This is a genomic window from Candidatus Binatia bacterium, from assembly GCA_035631035.1.
GTDB lineage: Bacteria > Eisenbacteria > RBG-16-71-46 > SZUA-252 > SZUA-252 > DASQJL01.
Genome location: DASQJL010000043.1, coordinates 1 through 20,254 on the forward strand (window position 1 = coordinate 1; position 20,254 = coordinate 20,254).

The 20,254-nt window shown below is 69.2% G+C and carries 23 protein-coding genes; 17 read left to right on the top strand and 6 right to left on the bottom strand.

Going from position 1 to position 20,254, the window contains the following annotated elements:
- The 3 genes from VE326_04015 to VE326_04025 all read right to left on the bottom strand — a co-directional run.
- On the bottom strand, positions 1–159 hold a 159-nt coding region (locus VE326_04015; GenBank protein ID HYJ32362.1), incomplete at its 3' end, for a cyclase family protein.
- The gene (locus VE326_04020; protein ID HYJ32363.1) at positions 156–581 is read right to left on the bottom strand and encodes a type II toxin-antitoxin system death-on-curing family toxin; all 426 of its coding nucleotides are present in this window, start codon (positions 579–581) and stop codon (positions 156–158) included. The genes VE326_04020 and VE326_04015, both read right to left, overlap by 4 nt.
- The gene (locus VE326_04025; protein ID HYJ32364.1) at positions 565–789 is read right to left on the bottom strand and encodes an AbrB/MazE/SpoVT family DNA-binding domain-containing protein; all 225 of its coding nucleotides are present in this window, start codon (positions 787–789) and stop codon (positions 565–567) included. Before VE326_04025 ends, VE326_04020 begins: the two co-directional genes overlap by 17 nt.
- Positions 790–954: 165 nt before the next feature.
- Between VE326_04025 and groL the strand changes: the two genes are divergently transcribed.
- Positions 955–2,565 (top strand): chaperonin GroEL, encoded by a 1,611-nt coding sequence (gene groL / locus VE326_04030; protein HYJ32365.1) that lies wholly within the window; start codon positions 955–957, stop codon positions 2,563–2,565.
- Positions 2,566–2,646: 81 nt separating this feature from the next.
- Here groL and VE326_04035 read toward each other — a convergent pair whose 3' ends face one another.
- Entirely contained in the window at positions 2,647–4,650 is a 2,004-nt protein-coding gene (locus VE326_04035; protein HYJ32366.1) for an Nramp family divalent metal transporter, read from the bottom strand.
- Positions 4,640–5,320 carry a metal-dependent transcriptional regulator gene (locus VE326_04040; protein HYJ32367.1) on the bottom strand — a complete coding sequence of 227 codons (681 nt, stop codon included), beginning with the start codon at positions 5,318–5,320 and terminating at the stop codon, positions 4,640–4,642. Before VE326_04040 ends, VE326_04035 begins: the two co-directional genes overlap by 11 nt.
- Before the next feature lie 243 nt (positions 5,321–5,563).
- Here VE326_04040 and murB point away from each other — a divergent pair, with 243 nt between their 5' ends.
- The 13 genes from murB (at position 5,564) to VE326_04105 (ending at position 14,756) form a co-directional block, all read left to right on the top strand.
- On the top strand, positions 5,564–6,490 hold the full coding sequence (gene murB, locus VE326_04045) for a UDP-N-acetylmuramate dehydrogenase (protein ID HYJ32368.1): 927 nt from the start codon (positions 5,564–5,566) through the stop codon (positions 6,488–6,490).
- A gap of 99 nt (positions 6,491–6,589) precedes the next feature.
- Positions 6,590–7,795 carry an aminotransferase class I/II-fold pyridoxal phosphate-dependent enzyme gene (locus VE326_04050; GenBank protein HYJ32369.1) on the top strand — a complete coding sequence of 402 codons (1,206 nt, stop codon included), beginning with the start codon at positions 6,590–6,592 and terminating at the stop codon, positions 7,793–7,795.
- 55 nt (positions 7,796–7,850) lie between these two features.
- On the top strand, positions 7,851–8,219 hold the full coding sequence (locus VE326_04055; GenBank protein ID HYJ32370.1) for a dihydroneopterin aldolase: 369 nt from the start codon (positions 7,851–7,853) through the stop codon (positions 8,217–8,219).
- Positions 8,216–8,716 carry a 2-amino-4-hydroxy-6-hydroxymethyldihydropteridine diphosphokinase gene (folK, locus tag VE326_04060; GenBank protein HYJ32371.1) on the top strand — a complete coding sequence of 167 codons (501 nt, stop codon included), beginning with the start codon at positions 8,216–8,218 and terminating at the stop codon, positions 8,714–8,716. Before VE326_04055 ends, folK begins: the two co-directional genes overlap by 4 nt.
- A gap of 32 nt (positions 8,717–8,748) precedes the next feature.
- Complete coding sequence (locus VE326_04065; protein ID HYJ32372.1) at positions 8,749–9,372, top strand: deoxynucleoside kinase; 624 nt, start codon at positions 8,749–8,751, stop codon at positions 9,370–9,372.
- Entirely contained in the window at positions 9,369–10,310 is a 942-nt protein-coding gene (gene panB, locus VE326_04070) for a 3-methyl-2-oxobutanoate hydroxymethyltransferase (GenBank protein HYJ32373.1), read from the top strand. The genes VE326_04065 and panB overlap by 4 nt, the downstream gene beginning before the upstream one ends.
- Positions 10,311–10,324: 14 nt before the next feature.
- The gene (gene panC / locus VE326_04075; protein HYJ32374.1) at positions 10,325–11,146 is read left to right on the top strand and encodes a pantoate--beta-alanine ligase; all 822 of its coding nucleotides are present in this window, start codon (positions 10,325–10,327) and stop codon (positions 11,144–11,146) included.
- A gap of 11 nt (positions 11,147–11,157) precedes the next feature.
- Complete coding sequence (locus tag VE326_04080; GenBank protein ID HYJ32375.1) at positions 11,158–11,919, top strand: NTP transferase domain-containing protein; 762 nt, start codon at positions 11,158–11,160, stop codon at positions 11,917–11,919.
- Positions 11,919–12,452 carry an HIT domain-containing protein gene (locus tag VE326_04085; GenBank protein ID HYJ32376.1) on the top strand — a complete coding sequence of 178 codons (534 nt, stop codon included), beginning with the start codon at positions 11,919–11,921 and terminating at the stop codon, positions 12,450–12,452. Before VE326_04080 ends, VE326_04085 begins: the two co-directional genes overlap by 1 nt.
- A 15-nt stretch (positions 12,453–12,467) precedes the next feature.
- Positions 12,468–12,887, top strand: coding sequence for a LytR C-terminal domain-containing protein (locus tag VE326_04090; GenBank protein ID HYJ32377.1), 420 nt, complete (start codon positions 12,468–12,470; stop codon positions 12,885–12,887).
- 48 nt (positions 12,888–12,935) lie between these two features.
- Positions 12,936–13,172, top strand: coding sequence for a twin-arginine translocase TatA/TatE family subunit (locus VE326_04095; protein HYJ32378.1), 237 nt, complete (start codon positions 12,936–12,938; stop codon positions 13,170–13,172).
- A 16-nt stretch (positions 13,173–13,188) separates the two neighbouring features.
- Complete coding sequence (locus tag VE326_04100) at positions 13,189–14,184, top strand: NAD(P)/FAD-dependent oxidoreductase (protein HYJ32379.1); 996 nt, start codon at positions 13,189–13,191, stop codon at positions 14,182–14,184.
- A gap of 20 nt (positions 14,185–14,204) precedes the next feature.
- Positions 14,205–14,756, top strand: a complete 552-nt coding sequence (locus VE326_04105) for a ferritin-like domain-containing protein (protein HYJ32380.1) — start codon at positions 14,205–14,207, stop codon at positions 14,754–14,756.
- A gap of 46 nt (positions 14,757–14,802) precedes the next feature.
- Here the strand turns inward: VE326_04105 and VE326_04110 are convergent, their stop codons facing one another.
- Positions 14,803–16,632, bottom strand: coding sequence for a SurA N-terminal domain-containing protein (locus VE326_04110; protein HYJ32381.1), 1,830 nt, complete (start codon positions 16,630–16,632; stop codon positions 14,803–14,805).
- 196 nt (positions 16,633–16,828) lie between these two features.
- Here VE326_04110 and VE326_04115 point away from each other — a divergent pair, with 196 nt between their 5' ends.
- The 3 genes from VE326_04115 to VE326_04125 all read left to right on the top strand — a co-directional run bounded on the left by VE326_04115 (position 16,829) and on the right by VE326_04125 (position 20,158).
- Positions 16,829–17,995 (top strand): ATP-binding protein, encoded by a 1,167-nt coding sequence (locus VE326_04115; GenBank protein HYJ32382.1) that lies wholly within the window; start codon positions 16,829–16,831, stop codon positions 17,993–17,995.
- 1 nt (position 17,996) lies between these two features.
- Positions 17,997–19,400 (top strand): sigma-54 dependent transcriptional regulator, encoded by a 1,404-nt coding sequence (locus VE326_04120; GenBank protein ID HYJ32383.1) that lies wholly within the window; start codon positions 17,997–17,999, stop codon positions 19,398–19,400.
- A gap of 260 nt (positions 19,401–19,660) precedes the next feature.
- Positions 19,661–20,158 (top strand): response regulator, encoded by a 498-nt coding sequence (locus tag VE326_04125; GenBank protein HYJ32384.1) that lies wholly within the window; start codon positions 19,661–19,663, stop codon positions 20,156–20,158.
- Positions 20,159–20,254 lie beyond the last annotated feature (96 nt).

A 20,254-nucleotide genomic window follows, 5' to 3' on the forward strand; every position in this document is an offset into this window, starting at 1 on the left:
CTCGATCTTCCCGATGTGAAACTCGGTCCCGGGCGCATAGATCGCGCGCGAGGCCTCGCGGCTCAGGAAATCGCAGACGATCGGCGCGGGGAGGCCCTTGTACGTGATCATGCCGTGCTCGACGTCATGGCTGAGATCGACAAGACGGGACGGGCTCATCGGCCCGGTTTGCGACGCACGGGTACTTTCTTGGAATTGTCCCGGAGCCACGCGGCGAACTCCTCGAAACCGATCTCTCGATTCGAAAGGGCAAACGTGGCAGCGACCGCGTCGCGCTCACTCGCGAGTAGGCGCAATCCGTTGATCTTGAGGAATACGCCGGCGAGCGTCAGTGCGACTCGCTTGTTTCCGTCCAGGAAGGGACGATTCCTCGTGACGGCATGGGCGTGGACGGCTGCCAAGGTGAAGAGGTCCGGCCCCGAGTAATAGAAATGGTTCCGAGGCGCAGCGAGCGCCGCCTCGAGCGAGCCTTCGTCACGAATACCCCAGGCCCCACCATGTTCGGCGAGAAGGCGCTCGCAGATCGCGAGGGCCGCCTTCTTCGAGACCCAGCGGGGCTCGCCCTTACTTTGCGAGCTCACGGAGGGCGTTTCGATACTGAGCCATGAATTCCTCGGCCGCCTCCATCGGCTCCTCGAACTCGGGATCGTAGGGTGTCAGACGGTAGCCATCAGGTGCTTCCGTCAGATACAGTTGGTCCCCCTCGCGCACGCGCAGGGCCTGCACGGCTTCGGAAGGCAGCGTAAGTCCAAGGGAATTACCAACCTTGCGTACTTTGACCTTGATCATGGGGCCTCCTTTGTTATCACTTACGTTATAACAGATCGGCCGACCGGTCAACCCTATTGAGGAGAATTCCAGACTCCGCTACCCTCTCCCCGTTAGCACTCTCAGTACCTTAGTGCCAAAACTCGCAGCCCTTGGGGGGCATGCGGCAAGGAGGAACGGAACCACATGGCGAAGCAGCTTCTCTTCGACGCGGCGGCCCGCGACGCGCTCCAGCGCGGCGTGGACAAGCTCGCGAACACGGTCAAGGTCACGCTGGGCCCCAAGGGACGAAACGTCGTCCTCGACAAGAAATTCGGCTCGCCGACGGTGACGAACGACGGCGTGACGATCGCGAAAGAGATCGAGCTGGAGAACCCCTACGAGAACATGGGGGCGCAGATGGTGAAGGAGGTCGCGACCAAGACGCAGGACGTCTCGGGCGACGGCACCACCACCGCCACCGTGCTCACGCAGGCGATCGTCCAGTACGGGATCCGGCACGTGGCGGCGGGCGCAAATCCCATGTTCCTGAAGCGCGGCATCGACCGCGCCGTCCAGGCGATCATCGGCGACCTGAAGCGCCAGTCCAAGGCGATCAAGACCCAGGAGGAGATCGCGCAGGTCGCGACCATCTCCGCCAACAACGACGCCGAGATCGGATCGCTCATCGCCGACGCGATGGACAAGGTGGGGAAGGACGGCGTCATCACGGTCGAGGAGGCGAAGAGCCTCGACACCTCCCGCGACATCGTGGAAGGGCTGCAGTTCGACCGCGGCTACCTCTCGCCTTACTTCGTCACCGATCCCGAGCGGATGGAAGTGACGCTGGAGGACGCGCAGGTCCTGATCCACGACAAGAAGATCTCCTCGATCAAGGACATCCTCCCGATCCTCGAGAAGGTGGCGCAGACGGGCCGCCCGCTCCTGATCATCGCCGAGGACCTGGAAGGGGAGGCGCTCGCCACCCTCGTCGTGAACAAGCTGCGCGGCATCCTGAACGTGGCGGCGGTGAAGGCGCCGGGCTTCGGCGACCGTCGGCGCGCCATGCTCGAGGACGTCGCGGTGCTGACCGGCGGCCGTCTCATCACCGAGGAGGCGGGCTACAAGCTGGAGAACGCAACCCTGGCCGACCTCGGCAAGGCCAAGCGCATCGTGATCGACAAGGACGACACCACGATCATCGAGGGCGCGGGGAAGAAGGCCGACATCAAGGCGCGCGTGGACCAGATCCGCAAGGAGATCGAGGACTCGACCTCCGACTACGACAAGGAGAAGCTCCAGGAGCGCCTGGCCAAGCTCTCGGGCGGCGTGGCCGTGCTGCACATCGGCGCCGCGACGGAGTTCGAGCTGAAGGAGAAGAAGGCGCGCGTCGAGGACGCCCTCGCGGCCACGAAGTCGGCCGTGGAGGAGGGAATCGTACCCGGCGGAGGCGTCGCGTTGCTGCGGGCCCAGGCCGCGGTGCGGAAGCTGGAGGCGACCGGCGACGAGAAGCACGGCATCGACATCGTCGCCCAGGCGCTCGAGATCCCGGCGAAGCAGATCGCGTTCAACGCGGGCGCCGAGGGCTCGGTGATCGTGGAGAAGATCAAGGCGGACAAGGGAGCGCGCGGCTACAACGCGGCCACGGGCGAGTTCGTGGACATGGTGGCGGCCGGCATCGTGGACCCCACGAAGGTGGTCCGCTCCGCGCTGCAGCACGCGGCCAGCATCGCGTCGCTCCTGCTCACGACCGAGGCGATCGTCACCGACATTCCGGAAGAGGAGAAGGCGCCGCCCATGGGCGGCGGGATGGAATAGCCGCTTCGACCATCAACGTGCGACGGCCCCGTGGGGATCCCTCCGCGGGGCCGTCTTGTTGCGAACCGTCCGGAGAGCCCGTCAGCGCTGCCGGGGCCTTGCCCGGATCGTGAGCACGGGGCACTGGACGCGATGCCGGAGGCCGGAGGTGGTCGCTCCCAGGAACAGGTCGCCGAGCCAGCGGTGCCCGTGCGAGCCGGTGACGACGAGGTCCGCCTTCCACTCGGTGATGAGCCGCGCGAGCTCGGACTTCACGTCGCCGTTCCCGAGCATGACCTCCACCCGGAGGCCGGTCCGCCGGAGCTCCGCCGCCAGCTGCTCGAGCGCGGCCAGATCCTCGCGGCTCTCCTCATCGAGGGACTCCGGCCCGAGGTAGCGGCTGGCGGCGCTCTCGGCCACGTGCATGAGGGCGACCGTGGCGTCGGCCGGGAGCGCCATCCCGCGGAAGTGTTCGATCATCGCCGCATCCGCCCGGCCCAGCTCGAGCGCGAGCGCCACCCGGCGCGGACCGGTCTCCACGATGGTGCGCGGGCCGGGGCGGACGTGGGTCGCGGTGATCGGGATCGCCGTTCCGAGGCCGCCCGACGGCGCCAGCCGGCTCGCCAGGCGCGGCGCCAGGCGCTGGACGAGCGGCATCGCCGTGATCAGCAGGAGCAGGCCCGCGATCACGATGATCGCCGGCACCACGAGCACCGAGATCCACCAGGCACCGTGCGTGGACGCATACCAGCTCGTCACGATGTCGCCGACGAGCTTGGCGTTCAGGGCCGCGATGAAGAACGCGGCCAGCCATCCCAGCACGACCATCCACAGCGGATTGGCCAGCTCGCCCATGCGCCGGCGGTCGCTCGTGAACGCGACCAGCGGGATCACCGCGAAGGAGAGCTGGAGGCTCAGCACTACCTGCGACAGCACGAGGAGCGAGTCCACGGCGTTCTCGCCGTGCAGCCCGATGACGAGGGCGGCGGGGATGATCGCCAGGCCGCGGCTGATCAGGCGCCGCAGCCACGGCTGGATGCGAAGCCGTAGGAATCCCTCCATGACGACCTGCCCGGCGAGCGTCCCGGTGATCGTGCTCGACTGGCCTGACGAGAGCAGCGCCACGGCAAAGAGGACCGAGGCGAAGGTCGTCCCCAGCAGGGGCGCCAGCAGCCGGTAGGCGTCCTCGATCCGGGCCACGTCCTGGTGTCCCGAGAAGTGGAACACCGCGGCCGAGACCACCAGAATCGCGGCGTTCACGAAGAATGCCAGGTTCAGGGCGACGGCCGAGTCGATGGCGTTCATCCGGACGGCCTCGCGCTTGCCCTCCGTCGTCTGGGCGACGACGCGGCTCTGCACCAGCGCGCTGTGCAGGTAGAGGTTGTGGGGCATGACGGTGGCGCCGAGGATTCCGATGGCGATGTAGAGCGAGTCGCCGCGCAGTCCGAGCACCGACCATCCGAGCGCGGGATCGTGCTGGAACAGCGACGGCTGGCCGTCCGGACCGCGGGGCACGAGGTGGCGCAGCACCTGGGCCAGGTCGGGCCGGGACAGGGCGATCTCCACCGCGAAGCAGAATCCCATCGTCCCGATGAGGACCAGGATCAGGGCCTCGAGACGCCGCATCCCCATCCGCTGCAGGGTGAGCAGAAGGAGCACGTCGAGCGCGGTGATGAGCACGCCCCAGAGGAGCGGGAAATGGAAGAGCAGCTTCAGCGCGACCGCGGCTCCCAGCACCTCGGCGAGATCGCAGGCCACGATCGCGATCTCGGCCAGGATCCAGAGCGGGATCGTCAGGACGCGGGGGTAGGCGGACCGGCACTCCTGCGCGAGGTCCTTGCCGGTGACGACGCCGAGACGGGCGGAGAGCGCCTGGAGCAGCACGGCGATCAGGTTGCTGGCGAGCAGAACCCAGATGAGCTGGTAGCCGAACCGCGCTCCGCCGGCCAGGTCGGTGGCCCAGTTGCCCGGGTCCATGTAGCCGACGCTGACGAGGTAGGCGGGCCCGGAGAAGGCCAAGAGCCGGCGCAGCCAGCTCGCGCGCGCCGGCACCGCGACGGTGCGGTGCACTTCGTGCAGCGAGCGGTGGTCCCGGTCAAGCTCCACGGGACGTCCTCCGCATGGGCTCGACCAGGATGCCCTCGAGCGCGGACCGACCGACCACGACCGGCCGGCCGGCCACCTCCAGCTCCATCACCCCGTCCCAGGCGCGCACGTCACGGACCTTGACCCGCGCCCCCGGGACCAGCCCCAGCTCCTTCCATCGCGCGAGGCGGCCGGCGTCCGAATCCCGGATCTCGCGCACGCGGACCTCCTTGCCCGGGGCCACCGCGGCGAGCGGGGCCAGCCGCCTCCGGCTGATCCTCCCCCTACGGTCCGGGATGGGGTGGCCATGGGGGTCTTCCTCCGGGTGTCCGATGAGGCGGTCGATCGCGAGCAGCACGCGATCGCTCACGTGGTGCTCGAGCACCTCGGCGTCTTCGTGGACCTCGGACCAGTCGAAGCCCAGGACCCGGACCAGGAAGGTCTCGAGAATGCGATGGCGCCGCACGATGTCCAGCGCCTCCCGCTTTCCGCGGGTCGTCAGGCTGGCGCCGGCGCGCGGCGCGTAGTCCACCAGCCGCTCCGAGGCGAGCCGCGAGAGCATGTTGGTGACCGAGGGCGCGGAGACCCCCAGCCGGCGGGCCAGCCGCGACGTGGCCACGGGCTCGCCCCCGAGCGAGAGGGCGTAGAGCGCCTTGAGGTAGTCCTGCCGCGAGCGCGTCAAGGGAAACATCGCGTTAGGCTAGGCTAAGATCGATATTCGTGCAATCAAAATGAGGGCCGGAGGCCGCCGGGTGAGAGCGGAAATCGACGGGCCGATCGTGGGGCATCCGGAATGGAGGAGCCTCTTCTGGGGTAGGATCGATGAACTCGCTTCAGAATTTCACGCCGGCAGCCGATAATGCAGACGGTACGCCCGCTTCGCTCTGAGACGCTTCTCCGCGGCGGGGCGCCCCTTACCCATGGGAGCGATTTCGTGACCTTCGCCGCACCGGTCCTCGACCGGGAACAGCTCGTCATCCAGCGGGGCGCCGCGATCGCCCCCTACACCACGTTCGGGATCGGCGGACCGGCGGACGTGCTCGCCGAGGTCTATACCGAAAAGGCGCTGCAGGAGGTCGTGAAGAGCGCGGTCGGCTCGGGGATGCGCTGGCTGTTGATCGGCGGCGGCTCGAACCTTCTCGTGGGCGACACCGGCTTCCGCGGGCTCGTCATCGTGAACCGGATCGAGCACCTCCGCGTGGCCGGAACCCGCATCACGGCGGGCGCGGGCTGCGACCTGGGCGAGGTGGTCGAGGCGGCGCGGGAGCACGCGCTCACCGGCCTGGAGTTCGCGATCGACATTCCCGGCACGGTGGGAGGCGCCATCCGCGGGAACGCGGGCGCGTTCGGCCGCTCGGTCGGGGAGATCGTGACGCGGATCCGGCTGCTCGAGGGGACCACGCTCGTGGACCGCACCCCCGCGGAGCTGGGGTTCGCCTACCGGCACAGCAACCTCAAGACGAACACGAGCATCGTCGTCGATTGCGATTTTGCGCTCGCGCCGGGCGACCGCGCGGAGATGGACCGGATCATGGGGCAGCACGCCGCGCAGCGCGCGCGGCGGAAGGAGAAGGGACTGCACACCGCCGGCTGCTTCTTCAAGAATCCCGTGCTTCCCGACGGCACGAAGATCGCCGCCGGGCAGCTCCTGGAAGCCGCGGGCGCGAAGGAGATCCACGACGGCGGCGCGGGCGTGCACGCCTACCATGCGAACTACATCGTGAACAAGGGCGGCGCCTCCGCCCAGGAAGTGCTCCGCGTCGCGCGGGAGATGAAGCGCCGCGTGGAAGAGGCGAACGGCATCACGCTCGAAGAAGAGGTGATGGTCGTGATCGATCCGCCGGCTCCCGGCCAGGTCTAGCCTCGCGCGCCTCGGAACTCGCCCCGGGGCGAGTTCTCAAATCCCGATGGAACCGGACGGCCCCTTGATTCTCCCCCCGATCCCCGATACCGTCACTCCATGCCCCGCACCGAACCGAGCGAGCGCCTTGCCGCGCTTCCTCGCTATCTCTTCGCCGAGCTGGAACGGAAGCGCGCCGAGGCCGAGGCCGCCGGAAGGGAGGTCATCGACCTCTCGATCGGAGATCCCGACCTTCCGACGCCCGCGCCGATCCTCGAGAAGATGGCCGAGGCCGCACGCGATCCCAGGAACCACCGCTATCCGACCAGCGCCGGGATGCCCTCCGCGCGCGCGGAGATCGCGGCGTGGTTCGGCGCGCGCTTCGGCGTCACGCTCGATCCCCGGCGCGAGCTGGGGATATTGCTCGGCTCCAAGGAGGGGATCGGGCACCTTCCGCTCGCGCTCCTGAACCCGGGGGACGAGGCGCTGGTGCCCGATCCGGGCTATCCGGTCTACGCCGCGGGGACGGTGTTCGCGGGCGCGACCGCGGTGCGCTACCCGCTTCGCGAGTCGGCGGGCTTCGTCCCCGAGATCCGGGAGCTGGACCGCCGCGTCACGTCGCACACGCGCATCGTCTGGGTGAACTACCCGAACAACCCGACCGGCGCGACGGCTCCTCGCGCCTTCTACGAGGAGCTGGTGGCCTGGGCGGCCAAGCGCGACCTGATCGTCGCGAGCGATGCGGCCTACAGCGAGCTCTACTACGACGAGCCGCCCCCCAGCATCCTGAGCGTTCCCGGGGCGCGCGAGCGGGCGATCGAGTTCCACTCCTTCTCCAAGACCTTCAACATGACCGGCTGGCGGATCGGCTTCGCCGCCGGCGCCCCCGCGCTGATCGATCTCCTCGCGCGCTTCAAGGCGAACGTGGATTCCGGCGCGCCGCAGGCGATCCAGGTCGCGGCCGCCTGGGGACTGGCCGGCCTCTCCGCGCACGGCCCCGCGCTGCGCGCCGTCTATCGCGAGCGGCGCGACGCCGCGCTCGACGGGCTCCGTGCGCTCGGCTGCCCGGTTCCGACGCCCGGCGGGGCGTTCTTCGTCTGGGGCCGCGTGCCCGAGGGGGAGAGCGCGATCGATTTCGCGGGGCGCGTCTTCGAGGGAACCGGCGTGCTGCTCACGCCGGGCACGGGATTCGGCGAGGGAGGCGAGGGCTACTTCCGCGTGGCGCTCACGTCGCCCGTCGACGCGATTCGCCGCGCGATCGGCAAGCTCGGGGCGCTCACGCCCTGGAGGACCCGGGATGCCTCCCCGTCGGCCGCGATCCGCTAGCGCCGGGCGGACCCGCGCCAACCGCGCGAGCCTTGGGACGCGCGGCTCCGATGCGATGGGCGCCGGGTTCGACTGGCTCCGTCTCCGCGGCATCCAGGCCTACGGCCACCTGGGCGTGACCCAGAAGGAGCGCGACCTGGGGCAACGGCTCGAGGCGGACGTCGAGATCGCCTACGCCCGGGAGCGGGAGCGACGCCCCGATTCGCTGGACGCGTTCGTGGACTACGAAGAGCTGTCGCGCCTGGTCCGCGGGCAGATCGCGATGGCGCGCTGCCGCCTGCTCGAGACGCTGGCCGAAGAGGTGGCGCTCGCCCTCCTGGCCGAGTTCGACCCGCCGCGCGTGCGGGTGCGGCTTCGGAAGATGCACATCCCGGTGGCCGACTTCTCGGGGTGCCCCGAGGTGGAAGTGGAGCGCGCCCGATGATGCGCCGCGTCTACGTCGGCATCGGGTCGAATCTGGGCGACCGCGAGTTCCTGATCCGGAAGGCGGTGGAGTCGCTCCGGCAGCTCCCGCAGACCAACGTCTCGGGCGTCTCCTCCCTCTACGACACGGAGCCGGTGGGCGAGACCGAGCAGCCGCCCTTCCTGAACGCGGTGGCGTGGATCGAGACCGAGCTCTCCCCGAGGGAGCTCCTCTGGCAGATGCTCCTGATCGAGAAGCGGATGGGGCGCGTGCGCTCCAAGCGCTGGGGGCCGCGCTCGATCGATCTCGACCTGCTCTTCTACGACGACGAGCTGATCGAGGAGCCCGATCTTCAAGTGCCCCATCCCGAGGCCCACCGCCGCGCGTTCGTCCTCTATCCGCTGCTGGAGCTGGATCCGAACTTCCGCCACCCGGTCACGGGCGAGACGGTGCGCCGCATGATCCAGAAGCTCCCGCCCAATCCTCCCGTCCGAAAGCTGGGTCGTTTCTGGTACTGACCGGCGGGACGCAGCCCGGCCCGGGGCGCTACATCGCCGTCGAAGGCGTGATCGGGGTGGGGAAGACCTCGCTCGCGCGGCTCCTGGCCGAGCGGCTCCAGGCGCGGCTCCTCCTGGAGGAGCCCGAGGAGAACCCGTTCCTGGAGGACTTCTACAAGGACCCGCGGCGGCACGCCTTCGCGACGCAGATGTTCTTCCTGGTGAGCCGCTACCAGGAGCTGCGCGACCTGAACCAGCCCGACCTGTTCCACGACGCGGTCGTGAGCGACTACATGTTCCAGAAGGACCGGATCTTCGCGAACCTGAACCTGAGCGATCGCGAGCTGGCGCTCTACGACAAGATCGCGCCGGTGCTGGAGCGCGACCTTCCGATGCCGAGCCTGGTCGTCTACCTGCAGGCCTCCCCCGAGGTGATCTGGAGCCGCATCCAGCAGCGCGGGCGCGCGTACGAGCGGATCATGGATCCCAAGTACACGGCCACCCTGGCGGAAGCGTACAATTACTTCTTCTTCCACTATCGGGATTCGCCGCTCCTGGTCGTGAACACGAACGAGATGAACTTCGTCGACCGCCGGGCGGATCTCGAGGAGCTGGTCGCGCGGATCGAGAGCCACACGGAAGGGGTCGCCTACTTGAGCCCCAGCGGAAATCCATGAGCGCCGGCACCTCCCGCGACGATCGCGCCTTCGAGCGTCCCAAGGTCACCGTCCGCTCCATCCGCGAGATGAAGGCGCGGGGCGAGCGGATCGTTTCCGTGACCGCTTACGACTATCCGACCGCCCGGCTCGCCGACGAGGCGGGGGTGGACCTGATCCTGGTGGGCGACTCCCTCGGCATGGTGGTGCTGGGCTACGAATCCACCATCCCGGTCACGATGGCCGAGATGTCGCACCATCTGAAGGCGGTGATGCGCGCCCAGCCCCGGGCGCTCGTGATCGCCGACCTGCCTTTCGCTTCGTTCCAGGCCGGCCCCGAGGACGCGGTGCGCAACAGCGCGCGCTTCGTGAAGCGCGGCGCCGAGGGGGTGAAGCTGGAGGGGGGGCGGCGCGTCCTGCCGCAGATCGAGGCGATCCTCGCCGCCGACATCCCGGTGCTCGGACACCTGGGGCTCACCCCCCAGTCGGTGCACGCCTTCGGCGGCTATCGCGTGCAGGCGCGCGGCGCCGACGCGGCCGGGGCCCTCCTCGAGGACGCGCGTGCGCTCGAGCGCGCCGGCGTCTTCGCGATCGTGCTCGAGGGGATTCCGCGCGAGCTGGGCGCCGAGATCTCGCGGGCGCTCACGATCCCGACCATCGGGATCGGCGCCGGAGCCGAGTGCGACGGTCAGGTGCTCGTGATCCACGACCTGGTCGGGCTGTCGTTCGGGAAGCCCGCGAAGTTCGTGCGGCGCTACGCCCAGGTGGGGGACGCGATCCGGGGCGCGGTCGCGTCGTTCCGCGACGACGTGCGCGCGGGCCGCTATCCGAGCCCCGAGGAGACCTACGCCGCGGCGCCCGATCCGGCGAAGTCCGCGGCGCCGGCGACCGATTCCGCCGCCGGCCCCAAGGCGGCGCCCGCGTCCGAAACCCCCGAGAAGCCCGCGTGCAAATCGTAAGGAGCGCGGCCGCGATGCGCGCTCTCTCGCGCCGCGCCCGCTCCCGCAGGGAGACGATCGCGTTCGTGCCCACGATGGGTGCGCTCCACGAGGGGCACCTCTCGCTGATCCGCCTGGCGCGCCGCACGCACCGCCGCGTCGCCGCGAGCGTCTTCGTCAACCCGCTCCAGTTCGGCCCGCGCGAGGACTTCGCGCGCTACCCGCGCCCTCTCGCGCGCGACACGCGGCTCTGCCGCGAGGCCAAGGTGGACTGGCTCTTCCTTCCTTCGGTGCGCGCGCTCTATCCGCCCGGGGCCGAGACGCGCGTCGTGCCGGGACCGCTGGCGGCGCGATGGGAGGGGGCGGCGCGCCCGGGGCATTTCACCGGCGTGCTCACCGTGGTGATGAAGCTCCTCCAGATCGTGGAGCCCGACACGCTCATCCTGGGGCAGAAGGACGCGCAGCAGGCCGCCCTGGTGGGCGCCATGATGCGCGACCTCGACAGCCCGGCGACGCTGCGGGTCGCCCCCACGGTCCGGGAGCGGGACGGGCTCGCGCTCTCTTCGCGGAACGCCTACCTGAGTCTCGGGGAGCGCGTACGGGCGGCCGGGCTCTCGCGCGCCCTTCGCGCCGGACGCGACGAGGCGCGGGCCGGAGCCCGGGACGGGGGCCGCATCGTCGCGGCGGCGCGCGCGGCGCTTCGTCGCGAGGCCGCTCCCGACGGGGTGGACTACCTGGCCCTGGTGGACCCGCGCACCTTCGAGCCCCTCCGCCGGCTGGACCGCCGCGCGCTCCTCATCGCCGCCGTCCGCATCGGCCGGACGAGGCTCATCGACAACCTCGCCGTGACCCCCTAGGATCACCGCCCATGCCCGCGCCCGACGCCCTGCCGCCGTTCACCGCGCTCCTCCTCGCCGCCGGCATGGGGAAGCGGATGAACTCCGATCTCCCCAAGGTGCTCCATCCCGCGCTGGGCACGCCGCTCATCGGCCACGTCCTCGCGCGCCTGGCACCGCTCCGCCCCGACCGCGTGGTCGTCGTGGTGGGGCACCGGGAAGAGCTGGTGCGCCAGGCGCTGCGCGGCCACGCGGTCCGATTCGTGACGCAGGCGCCGCAGCTCGGCACGGGACACGCGGTGCAGGTGGCGTGGGACGAGGCCGCGCCCGGCGCCCCCCACGTGCTGATCCTCGCGGGGGACATGCCGCTCGTCCGGACCGAATCGCTCCGGCGTCTTCTCGCGCGCCAGGCGGCGGAGGGAAACGCCGTCACCGTGCTGTCGGCCGAGCTGGAGGACCCGGCGGGCTATGGCCGCGTGATCCGCGACGCCGCGGGGGCCTTCGTGAAGATCGTCGAGGAAAAGGACGCGACGCCGGCCGAGCGGGCCGTGCGCGAGGTGAATTCCGGAATCTATGTTTTCGAGAAGGAGCCCCTGCGCGAGGCGCTGGGGCGGCTGCGCGCCGACAATGCCCAGAAGGAGTACTATCTGACCGACACCCTCGCCATCCTGAGCCGGGCGGGCCGCAAGGTCGGCATCGAGCGCGCGGCGGATCCGCGCGAGTGCTTCGGTGTGAACACGCCCGACCAGCTCCGGATGGTCGAGGAGACGCTGCGGGCGTGGGGGGAGGGGTAATGGAGCGGCTCTGGGCCGGCTGGCGGATGGAGTACGTGGCGCCGGCGAAACGGCCGGGGCGCAAGGCCAAGGGATCGTGCCTCTTCTGCGATGCCGGGGCCGGGAAGAAGAGGGGCGGGAACCTGGTCCTTGCGTCTACCCCGCTCACGCTCGTCATGCTGAACCTGTACCCGTACAATGTAGGGCATGTGATGGTGGCGCCGCGCAGGCACCTGGGTTCCCCGGCGGGGTTGAACATGGAGGAGGCCGCCGACGTGAACCTCTGGCTGGGTCGCGTCGTGGACGCCCTGAAGCGCGAGTATCGCCCGCACGGGTTCAATCTCGGAGCCAACCTGGGCCGCGTCTCGGGGGCTGGCGTCCTGGGTCACCTGCACTGGCACGTCGTGCCCCGGTGGAACGGAGACACGAACTTCATGCCGGTGCTCGCGGAAACGAAGGTTCTTCCGGAGGCGCTCGACCGGACGTACCGGCGCCTGCGGAAGCGCCTCGACGCTCCGGCGAAGCGCGCGCGGCCGCGGCCCCGCGCCCGCTGAGCCGGAAGACAAGCGATGGGATCGAAGGGGAAGGCCGGGAGCCCGGCGCTCGATTTCACCATCGTGGGGCTGTTCGTGCTCATCGCCTTCTGCGCGGTCTCGGTGGCGCTCCGGGTCGGCCCGCAGGTGACCAGCCGGCCGAAGCAGCCGATCCGGATCGAGCTCTTGAACGGAAGCGGACGGGCCGGACTCGCGGGCGAGCTGGCTTCGTACCTCCGCGACGGCGGTTTCGACGTGCTGGAAGTGTCGAACGCGGATCGCTCGGATTATCGGACGACCCTGGTCGTGAACCGGACCGAAGCACCGGAGCCGGCGAAGATCGTGGCGGAGTACCTGGGAACGCGCCACGTCATCCAGCAGCAGTCTTCCCAGGAGATGATCGACGTCACGGTCATCGTGGGCCGCGACGCGCGGCGCTTCACGCAGGCGCCATGACCCCCACGGAGCCCGGCTCGACCCGGCTCGGAGAGGCGAACGCAAACCATGTTCAACATCGGACCCCAGGAGCTGTTCTGGCTGTTCCTGATCGTGCTCCTGATCTTCGGCGCGAAGCGGATCCCGGAAATCGGCCGCTCGGTCGGCCGCGGCATCCAGGAGTTCAAGAAGGGGATGCGCGATGTGGAGAACGAGCTGCAGGTGAGCGACAAGCCCGCGCCCGCTCCGCCGCCGCCTCCCGCCGCGACTCCGCGCGAGGCGACCGTCGAGGACCGGAAGGTCTGAGGGGCGACTCGCGGCCGTGGCGGCACCGGGCCGCGAGGTGGACGTCGTCATCGTCGGCGGGGGCCCCGCCGGGCTGAGCGCCGCCCTGGTTCTGGGGCGGGCCCGCCGGCGCGTGATCCTCTTCGATCACGGACGCTACCGCAACGCGGCGTCCCGCCGGATGCACGGCTATCTGAGCCGCGACGGGTTTCCTCCCGCGGCGCTCCTCGAGGTGGGGCGCCGGGAGGCGCTCGCTTACGGCGTCTCGATTCGACGTGACGAAGTGACCCGCATCGTCCCCGTGGGGACGCGCGGGGGGAACACCGCGTTCCAGGTTTCGCTCCGGCGGGGACGTCCCGTTTCCGCCAAGAAGGTCCTTCTCGCCACCGGGGTCATCGACCGGATCCCCGCCATCCCCGGCCTCGAATCCTTCTACGGAACCAGCGTCCACCACTGCCCTTACTGCGACGGCTGGGAGTGGCGGGATCGCCGCCTGGCCTGCTACGGCCGCGGCGTCTCCGGCGCGGCGCTCGCCCACGCCCTCCTGACCTGGAGCCGCGACGTGGTCCTGCTCACCGACGGGGCCAGCCGGCTCACCCCGGCGGAGCTGGCCGAGCTCCGGGCCCGAAACGTGGAGGTGATCCGGAACCGCGTGACCGGCCTCGAGGGGTCGGGGGGGCGGCTCCGTCGCGTGCTCCTGCGCGGACGCGCCCCCCTGGAGCGGGACGCCCTCTTCTTCTCCGCCGGCAACGAGCAGAGCTGCGATCTCGCCGTCCAGCTGGGTTGCCGGCTCACCCTCAAGGCCGCGATCCGCACCAACCGCCGGGAGCGCACCAACGTCCCCGGCGTCTACGTGGCGGGGGATGCCTCCTGGGACGTCCAGTTCGTGGTGGTCGCGGCGGCCGAGGGGGCCAAGGCCGCCGTGGCGATCAACCGGGAGCTGCAGGCGGAGGAGCGGGCCGTGGAATGCCGTGGCATGCGCGTTGCACCTCACCGCATGAGCCGTTTCGGAAACGACGTGCGCAAGCACTGATCACAGCGGAGAGGTGAGCCATGCAGATCGACAGCCTGGAAAAATTGTTCGTAGATCAGCTCAAGGACGTCTACAACGCGGAGAAGCAGATCGTTCGGGCGCTGCCGCGCATGTCCAAGGCGGCCGGGAACGAAGAGCTGAAGGAGGCCTTCGACACCCACCTGCGCGAGACCGAGAAGCACGTGGACCGGCTGGAGCAGATCTTCAAAGACCTCGGCAAGAACCCCACGGGAAAAAAGTGCATGGGCATGGAGGGGTTGATCGAGGAGGCCAAGGAGCTTCTGAACGAGGACGTGGACGAGGAGGTGCTGGACGCCGGCCTGATCGCCGCGGCGCAGCGGGTGGAGCACTACGAGATGGCGGCGTACGGATGCCTCAAGACGTATGCCGGCCTGCTCGGAAACGAGCGGGCCGCCCGGCTCCTGGAGGAGACCCTGGGCGAGGAGAAGCGGACCGATGACCTGCTGACCCAGATCGCCGAGCGGTCGATCAACGTCGAGGCGATGGAAGCCGAGACGGGGAGCGGAACCTCGGCGCGGGGCGGAAGCTCGAAGCGGGGATCGAACCGGTAGCGCCGACCGGGGCGGCGGAGCGTCAGGCTCCGCCGCCCGGCAGCGCTCAGACCTCGAAGTACTGCTCGCGGTAGTCCTTGATCTTCGCCTTGCGGCGGAGGTCCTGCATCCACTCCACGAAGATCAGCTGCCGCCGCTCGTTCAGGAGCTGGTCCCGGACCTGCCCCTCCTGCTTGCGGAAATCGTCTTCGCTGGGCGCCATGTGGGTCTCGACCTGCGCCACGTAGACCCCGTTCTCGCCCACGAGCGGGGCCGACCAAGGCGCGCCCGGCTGCATGGCGAAGATGGCGCCGATGACGCGCGGCTCGCGCCCGCCCACCGTCGACAGGTAGCCGTTTCGGGTGGCTTCGGGCACGTCGGCGATGCGGCCGTGGAGCTGCGCGGCGACCTGCGCCTCGGGGGTCCCGCCGGCCAGGGCGGCGCGAGCCTGCTCCGCCGCCTCCTTCGCGCGCTGCATCCGGAGCGAACGGACCAGCCTCGCCTTGGCCTCCGCCTCCACGCGGTTCAGCGGGCGCAGCCCGGCGGGCCGATGATCCACCACCTGGAAGATGAAGTAGCCGTTCTCGGTCGGCACGATCGACGAGACCGCGCCCGGCTTGGAGCGGAACATCCAGGTCTCGATCTCGGGGAAGCGCTGGAGCACGTCGTTGCCGCTCTGGCCGTAGGCGAAGTACTCGGACGTGAAGGTCCGCGTCCCCATGCGGGTCGCGACCGCCTCCAGCCCCGAGCGCTTCGCGTCCTTTTCGGCCTTCTGGGCCAGCTCGCGCGCCGCGCGCACCGCGTTCGAGCCCGGCTCGACGCGGACGGCGATCTCGCGGTATTTGATCTTCTCCCGCTTGGTGGCGGGATCGACCCAGCGCTTCTCGACCTTGAAAATGTGGAGGGAACGCTCCTCCTGAAGGATGTCGGTGATCTGCCCGGCCTGGAGGTTCTGGAGCCCGCGCCGGAAGATCGGCCGCATCTCGTCGAAGAAGGGCTCCGACCCGGGGTCGCCGCCGCGGCTGGCGCTCTGGATCTCGGAGTACGACCGCGCGAGCGACGGGAACGAGTCGGGCTGGGCGCGCGCCATGTCGAGCACCGCGCGGAGCCGCTCCTTCTCCGTCGAGAAGTCGGTCGCGTCGGGCTTCCGGGGGATCAGGACCACGGCGACCTTCACCTCTTCGGGTCCCGTGAACTCGTCCGGGTGCGCCTTGTAGTAGGACTCGACGTCGGCGCCGCCGATGCGCGACGTGTCGACCGTGAAGCTGTCGGGGATGAACTGGAGCGCCTTGAACTTGATCTTGTCGTTCTGGAGCAGGAAGCGCTCGCGGACGTCCCCCTCGGAGACCTTGGCGCCCGCCACGATCTGCTCTTGCAGCTTCTGGATCGGGAGCTGATCGGCGACCAGCGCCTCCACCTGGCCCCACGGCATCTGCGAGTTCGGGTTGTCCAGCTCGGCGAGGTACTTGCGGTAGTCGAACTGCCCGTTCGCGCCCTTGAACGTCCCGGCCTGCACCAGGAACTCGGGGGGCGCGACGCGGAGCGCCATCTTGATCTCGTCGGGCGTCGCCTCCAGGTGGCGCCGCTTCGCCTCCTGCTGGAGCAGCTTGTTCCGGACCAGGGTCTGCCACGCCTGCTCGCGAATGTAGGCGTCCTCGCCCGCCTGGAGGGGACGGGTCTGCTCGAGCTGGCGGGTCATCTGGTTCACCGTGCCCATGTACTCGTCGTAGCGGATCGGCTCGCCGTTGATGTCGGCCACGATGCCCGTGGGCCCGCGCTGCTGCGTCGGCTGGGTGCCGAAGACGCCGCCGAGCTGGAGGATGCCGAAGCCGACCAGGAACACGATGGCCGTGATCCAGATGATCAGCTTCATATTGTCGCGAAGGGACTGCATCATGGCGCCAAACCTCGATCCGAATCAGGGGTGGAAACAGGGACGGCGCCCTGGCGGCGCCGCGGTCATGCCGGGAATCGGTGCAAAAGCGTAGCAACGGGCGGGGGCGCATGCAAGTGCGCTCGATTTGGGTTGACGGCCGATGGACCGCGAGGCAACGTGACTTCAATGGGTTCGCTGGTCACCGCGGGGGGGCGGCATGGCGCGGCTGGAAACGCCTGAGATCGAGCGCGAGCTGTTCCTTCAGGCGCTCGACGCCCTCGACACCGGACTCCTCGCCCTCGACGAGGACCGACGCATCGTCGCGCTGAACGAGACGCTCGCCCGCGGGTGGGGCGTGGACCGCGACGAGGTGACCGGAAAACCTCTCTCCGAGGTCTTCCACCCCGAGACGGAACGGTGGTACCTGCCCGAGCGCGGCGCCCGCGCCGAGGGGCGCTCCACGCGCGAGACGCGCGGAGCGGTCGCCGATCGCGAGGTGCTGATGCGCTACACCTCGACCCCGCTCGGCGACAGCGGCGCCCTCCTGATCCGCGTCGAGGACCTGGTCGACGCCGACACCGAAGAGGAGGTCTTCCGGAACACGGAGCGGCTCATCTCCCTCGGCGAGCTCTCGGCTCGGGTCGCGCACGAGATCCGAAACCCCCTCACCGGCGTGCGCACCACGGTCCAGTTCGTCGCATCCAAGCTTCGCGCGGGGGATTCGCGCCGCGAGGACCTGAACGACGTGCTCAAGGAGCTGGACCGGATCGAGCAGATCATCACCGACCTGCTCCTGTTCGCCCGGCCGCAGGCGGCGCGCCCGGTGCCGACCGACCTGCGCGAGGTGGTGGAGAAGGTGCTCGACAACCTGGCCCGGCGCCTCGAGGACGCCTCGGTCGAGGTGGAGCGCGAGCTGGATCCCGATCCGCCGGTGCCCCAGGTCCTCGTGGACCCGGACATGGCGCAGCAGGTGGTGCTCAACCTGGTCATCAACGCCATCCAGGCGATGCCCGAGGGGGGGACGCTGCGGGCCAGCATCGGGCTCCGGCGGACCCGCTACAAGAAGGCGTACGTAGACGTGTCGATCACCGACTCGGGGCCCGGCATCTCCGAAGAGGTGAAGGAGAAGATCTTCGATCCCTTCTTCACCACCCGCTCCATGGGCACCGGCCTTGGGCTCTCGATCTCGCTCCAGATCGCGCGCGAGCATGGCGGCAACCTGACGGCGCGGAACCTGACCCAGGGCGCGACGTTCCGGTTCAGCCTGCCGGTGCCGCTGCCGCCGCCCGAGCCGCCGGTCGCCGAGGAGCCGCGGGAGACCAAGGAGGGGCGCGAGTCCCGAGAGTCCCGAGAGTCCCGCGAATCCAAAGAGGAGAAGGCCTGACGTGATCCTGCGCGTTCGGATCGCCGACGACGAAGAGCTGATTCGAAAGTCGCTCACCAAACTGCTCCTGGCCGAGGGCTACCAGGTGGACTCGGTCGCGACCGCGGCCGAGGTGCTCGATTCGGTGCGCCGGAACCCGCCGCACGTGCTGGTGCTGGACCTCCGCCTTCCCGATGGGAGCGGCCTCGACCTCCTGCCGCGGCTCAAGTCGCTCGCCCCCGACCTCAAGGTGGTCGTGATCACCGCCTTCGGCGACCTGCCGACCGCGGTCGAGGCGATGCGCCGGGGCGCCACCGATTTCCTCAAGAAGCCCTACGAGATGGAAGAGGTGCTCCTGGCGATGGAGCGCCTCAAGGCGGGCGTCGTGCGCGAGACCCAGCTCGACGCCTTCCGCCGCGGCGAGCTCGAGACCTTCTTGAAGACCCGGATCGTGAGCGAGTCGCCGGCCATGGGGCGGATCTGGGATCTGACGGGGAAAGTCGCGCAGAGCGAGAGCACGACCGTGCTGATCGAAGGGGAGAGCGGCACCGGCAAGGAGCTGGTCGCGCGGGCCATCCACTTCGAGAGCGGAAGGCGCGACGCTCCCTTCCTCGCCCTGAACTGCTCCTCGTTCCAGGAGCAGCTCCTCGAGAACGAGCTCTTCGGCCACGAGCGCGGGGCGTACACCGATGCGCGGGAGCCCAAGCGCGGACTGGTCGAGCTGGCCGACGAGGGGACCCTCTTCCTGGACGAGGTGGGCGACCTGCCCGCCGCGACGCAGGCCAAGTTCCTCCGCTTCATCGAGGACCGCACCTTCAAGCGGGTCGGCGGCTCGGCCGACCTCGCGGTGGACCTGCGCCTCGTCGCGGCCACCAACCGCGATCTCGAGCAGCTCGTCCAGACGGGGAAATTCCGGCAGGACCTCTATTACCGGCTCAAGGTCGTCTCGATCCTCCTCCCGCCGCTTCGCGAGCGCGGCGACGACGTGCTGCTCCTGACGCGGCACTTCCTCTCGTTCTACAACGAGAAGTTCCGGAAGTCCTTCGTCTCCATCAGCCCCGAGGTCGAGGGGATCTTCCGCGCCTATCGCTGGCCGGGGAACGTCCGTGAGCTGAAGAACCTTCTCGAGCGGATCGTGCTCCTGGAGAACGACGAGACGCTGCGCGAGGACCATCTTCCGGCGGAGATGATGGCGCAGGTGGAATCGCTCCCGCGCGTGCTGCGCGAGGCGCTCGCCGCGCGCGGCGAAGGGGAGGGCGATATGCCGACGCTCGCCGAGGTGGAGCAGGAGCACATCCTCAAGGTGCTCGAGTCGACGCAGGGCAACCGCTCGCACGCCGCTCGCATCCTCGGCATTTCCCGCCAGAGCTTGATCGAAAGATTGAAGCGGATCGCCGCGACGCGCGGTTCGTTGTCCTCGCTCTGATTTTTTTTCCCACGGAATAAGAAAAGCCCCTTCCCCCACCTCACCCTCTTCGCGATCGCTTTGCGATCGCGAAGGATATCTGTTGTCTTTCTTGGGATGTCGTCTTTCGCGACAGCACGCGCGTTTTCCCTCGTAGAACGTCTCGCGCGCGCTTCGCGCGCGCGTTCAGCTGTCCATTTCCCCGACAGTGGCGCGATCGCGTGCCGCGCCGCGCGTTCCTCGCGTCGCGCATGAAGGTGATCGTCTAACCGTCGCGCGCCATGCGCGATGCATGTGCGCGTCCGCGTCGAAGCGGCGGCGAGCGCGCATTGGCCTGGTTCCTGCAATCAACTAATAGCGATGAAACGATCGCAGAGAGGGGGAGGTGTGGATTGCACAAGTCCGTCCTCATCGTGGACGACGAACAACTCTTGGCGCGCACTCTCTCCACTGTGCTTCGTGAGGCTGGGTACACGACGGTCGTAGCGGGTTCGGCCGAAGAGGCCGAGCGTCACGTCTTCGGCACGACGCCGATGGATCTGATCGTGATGGACGTGCGTCTTCCCCGCGAGAGCGGCCTCTCGATGGTGAAGCGGCTCCGCGAGCAGTCGCTGGGATCGAAGGTCATTCTGATGACCGCGTACGAGACGCCGGAAGTGAAGTCGGAGGCACGGCGGCTCAAGGTGGACCGATATCTCAAGAAGCCGTTCGACCTGACCGCACTGGTGGATGAAGTACGAAGCCTGATCGGACCCGGCGGGAATTCGACGCCGGGGTGAGCCGGGAACCCGAATCCAACCTGGGAGGAGGTGAATCCTGATGCCGGCCAAGAAGAAGAGCGCGAAGAAGAAGACCGCCAAGAAGAAGTAAGTTAG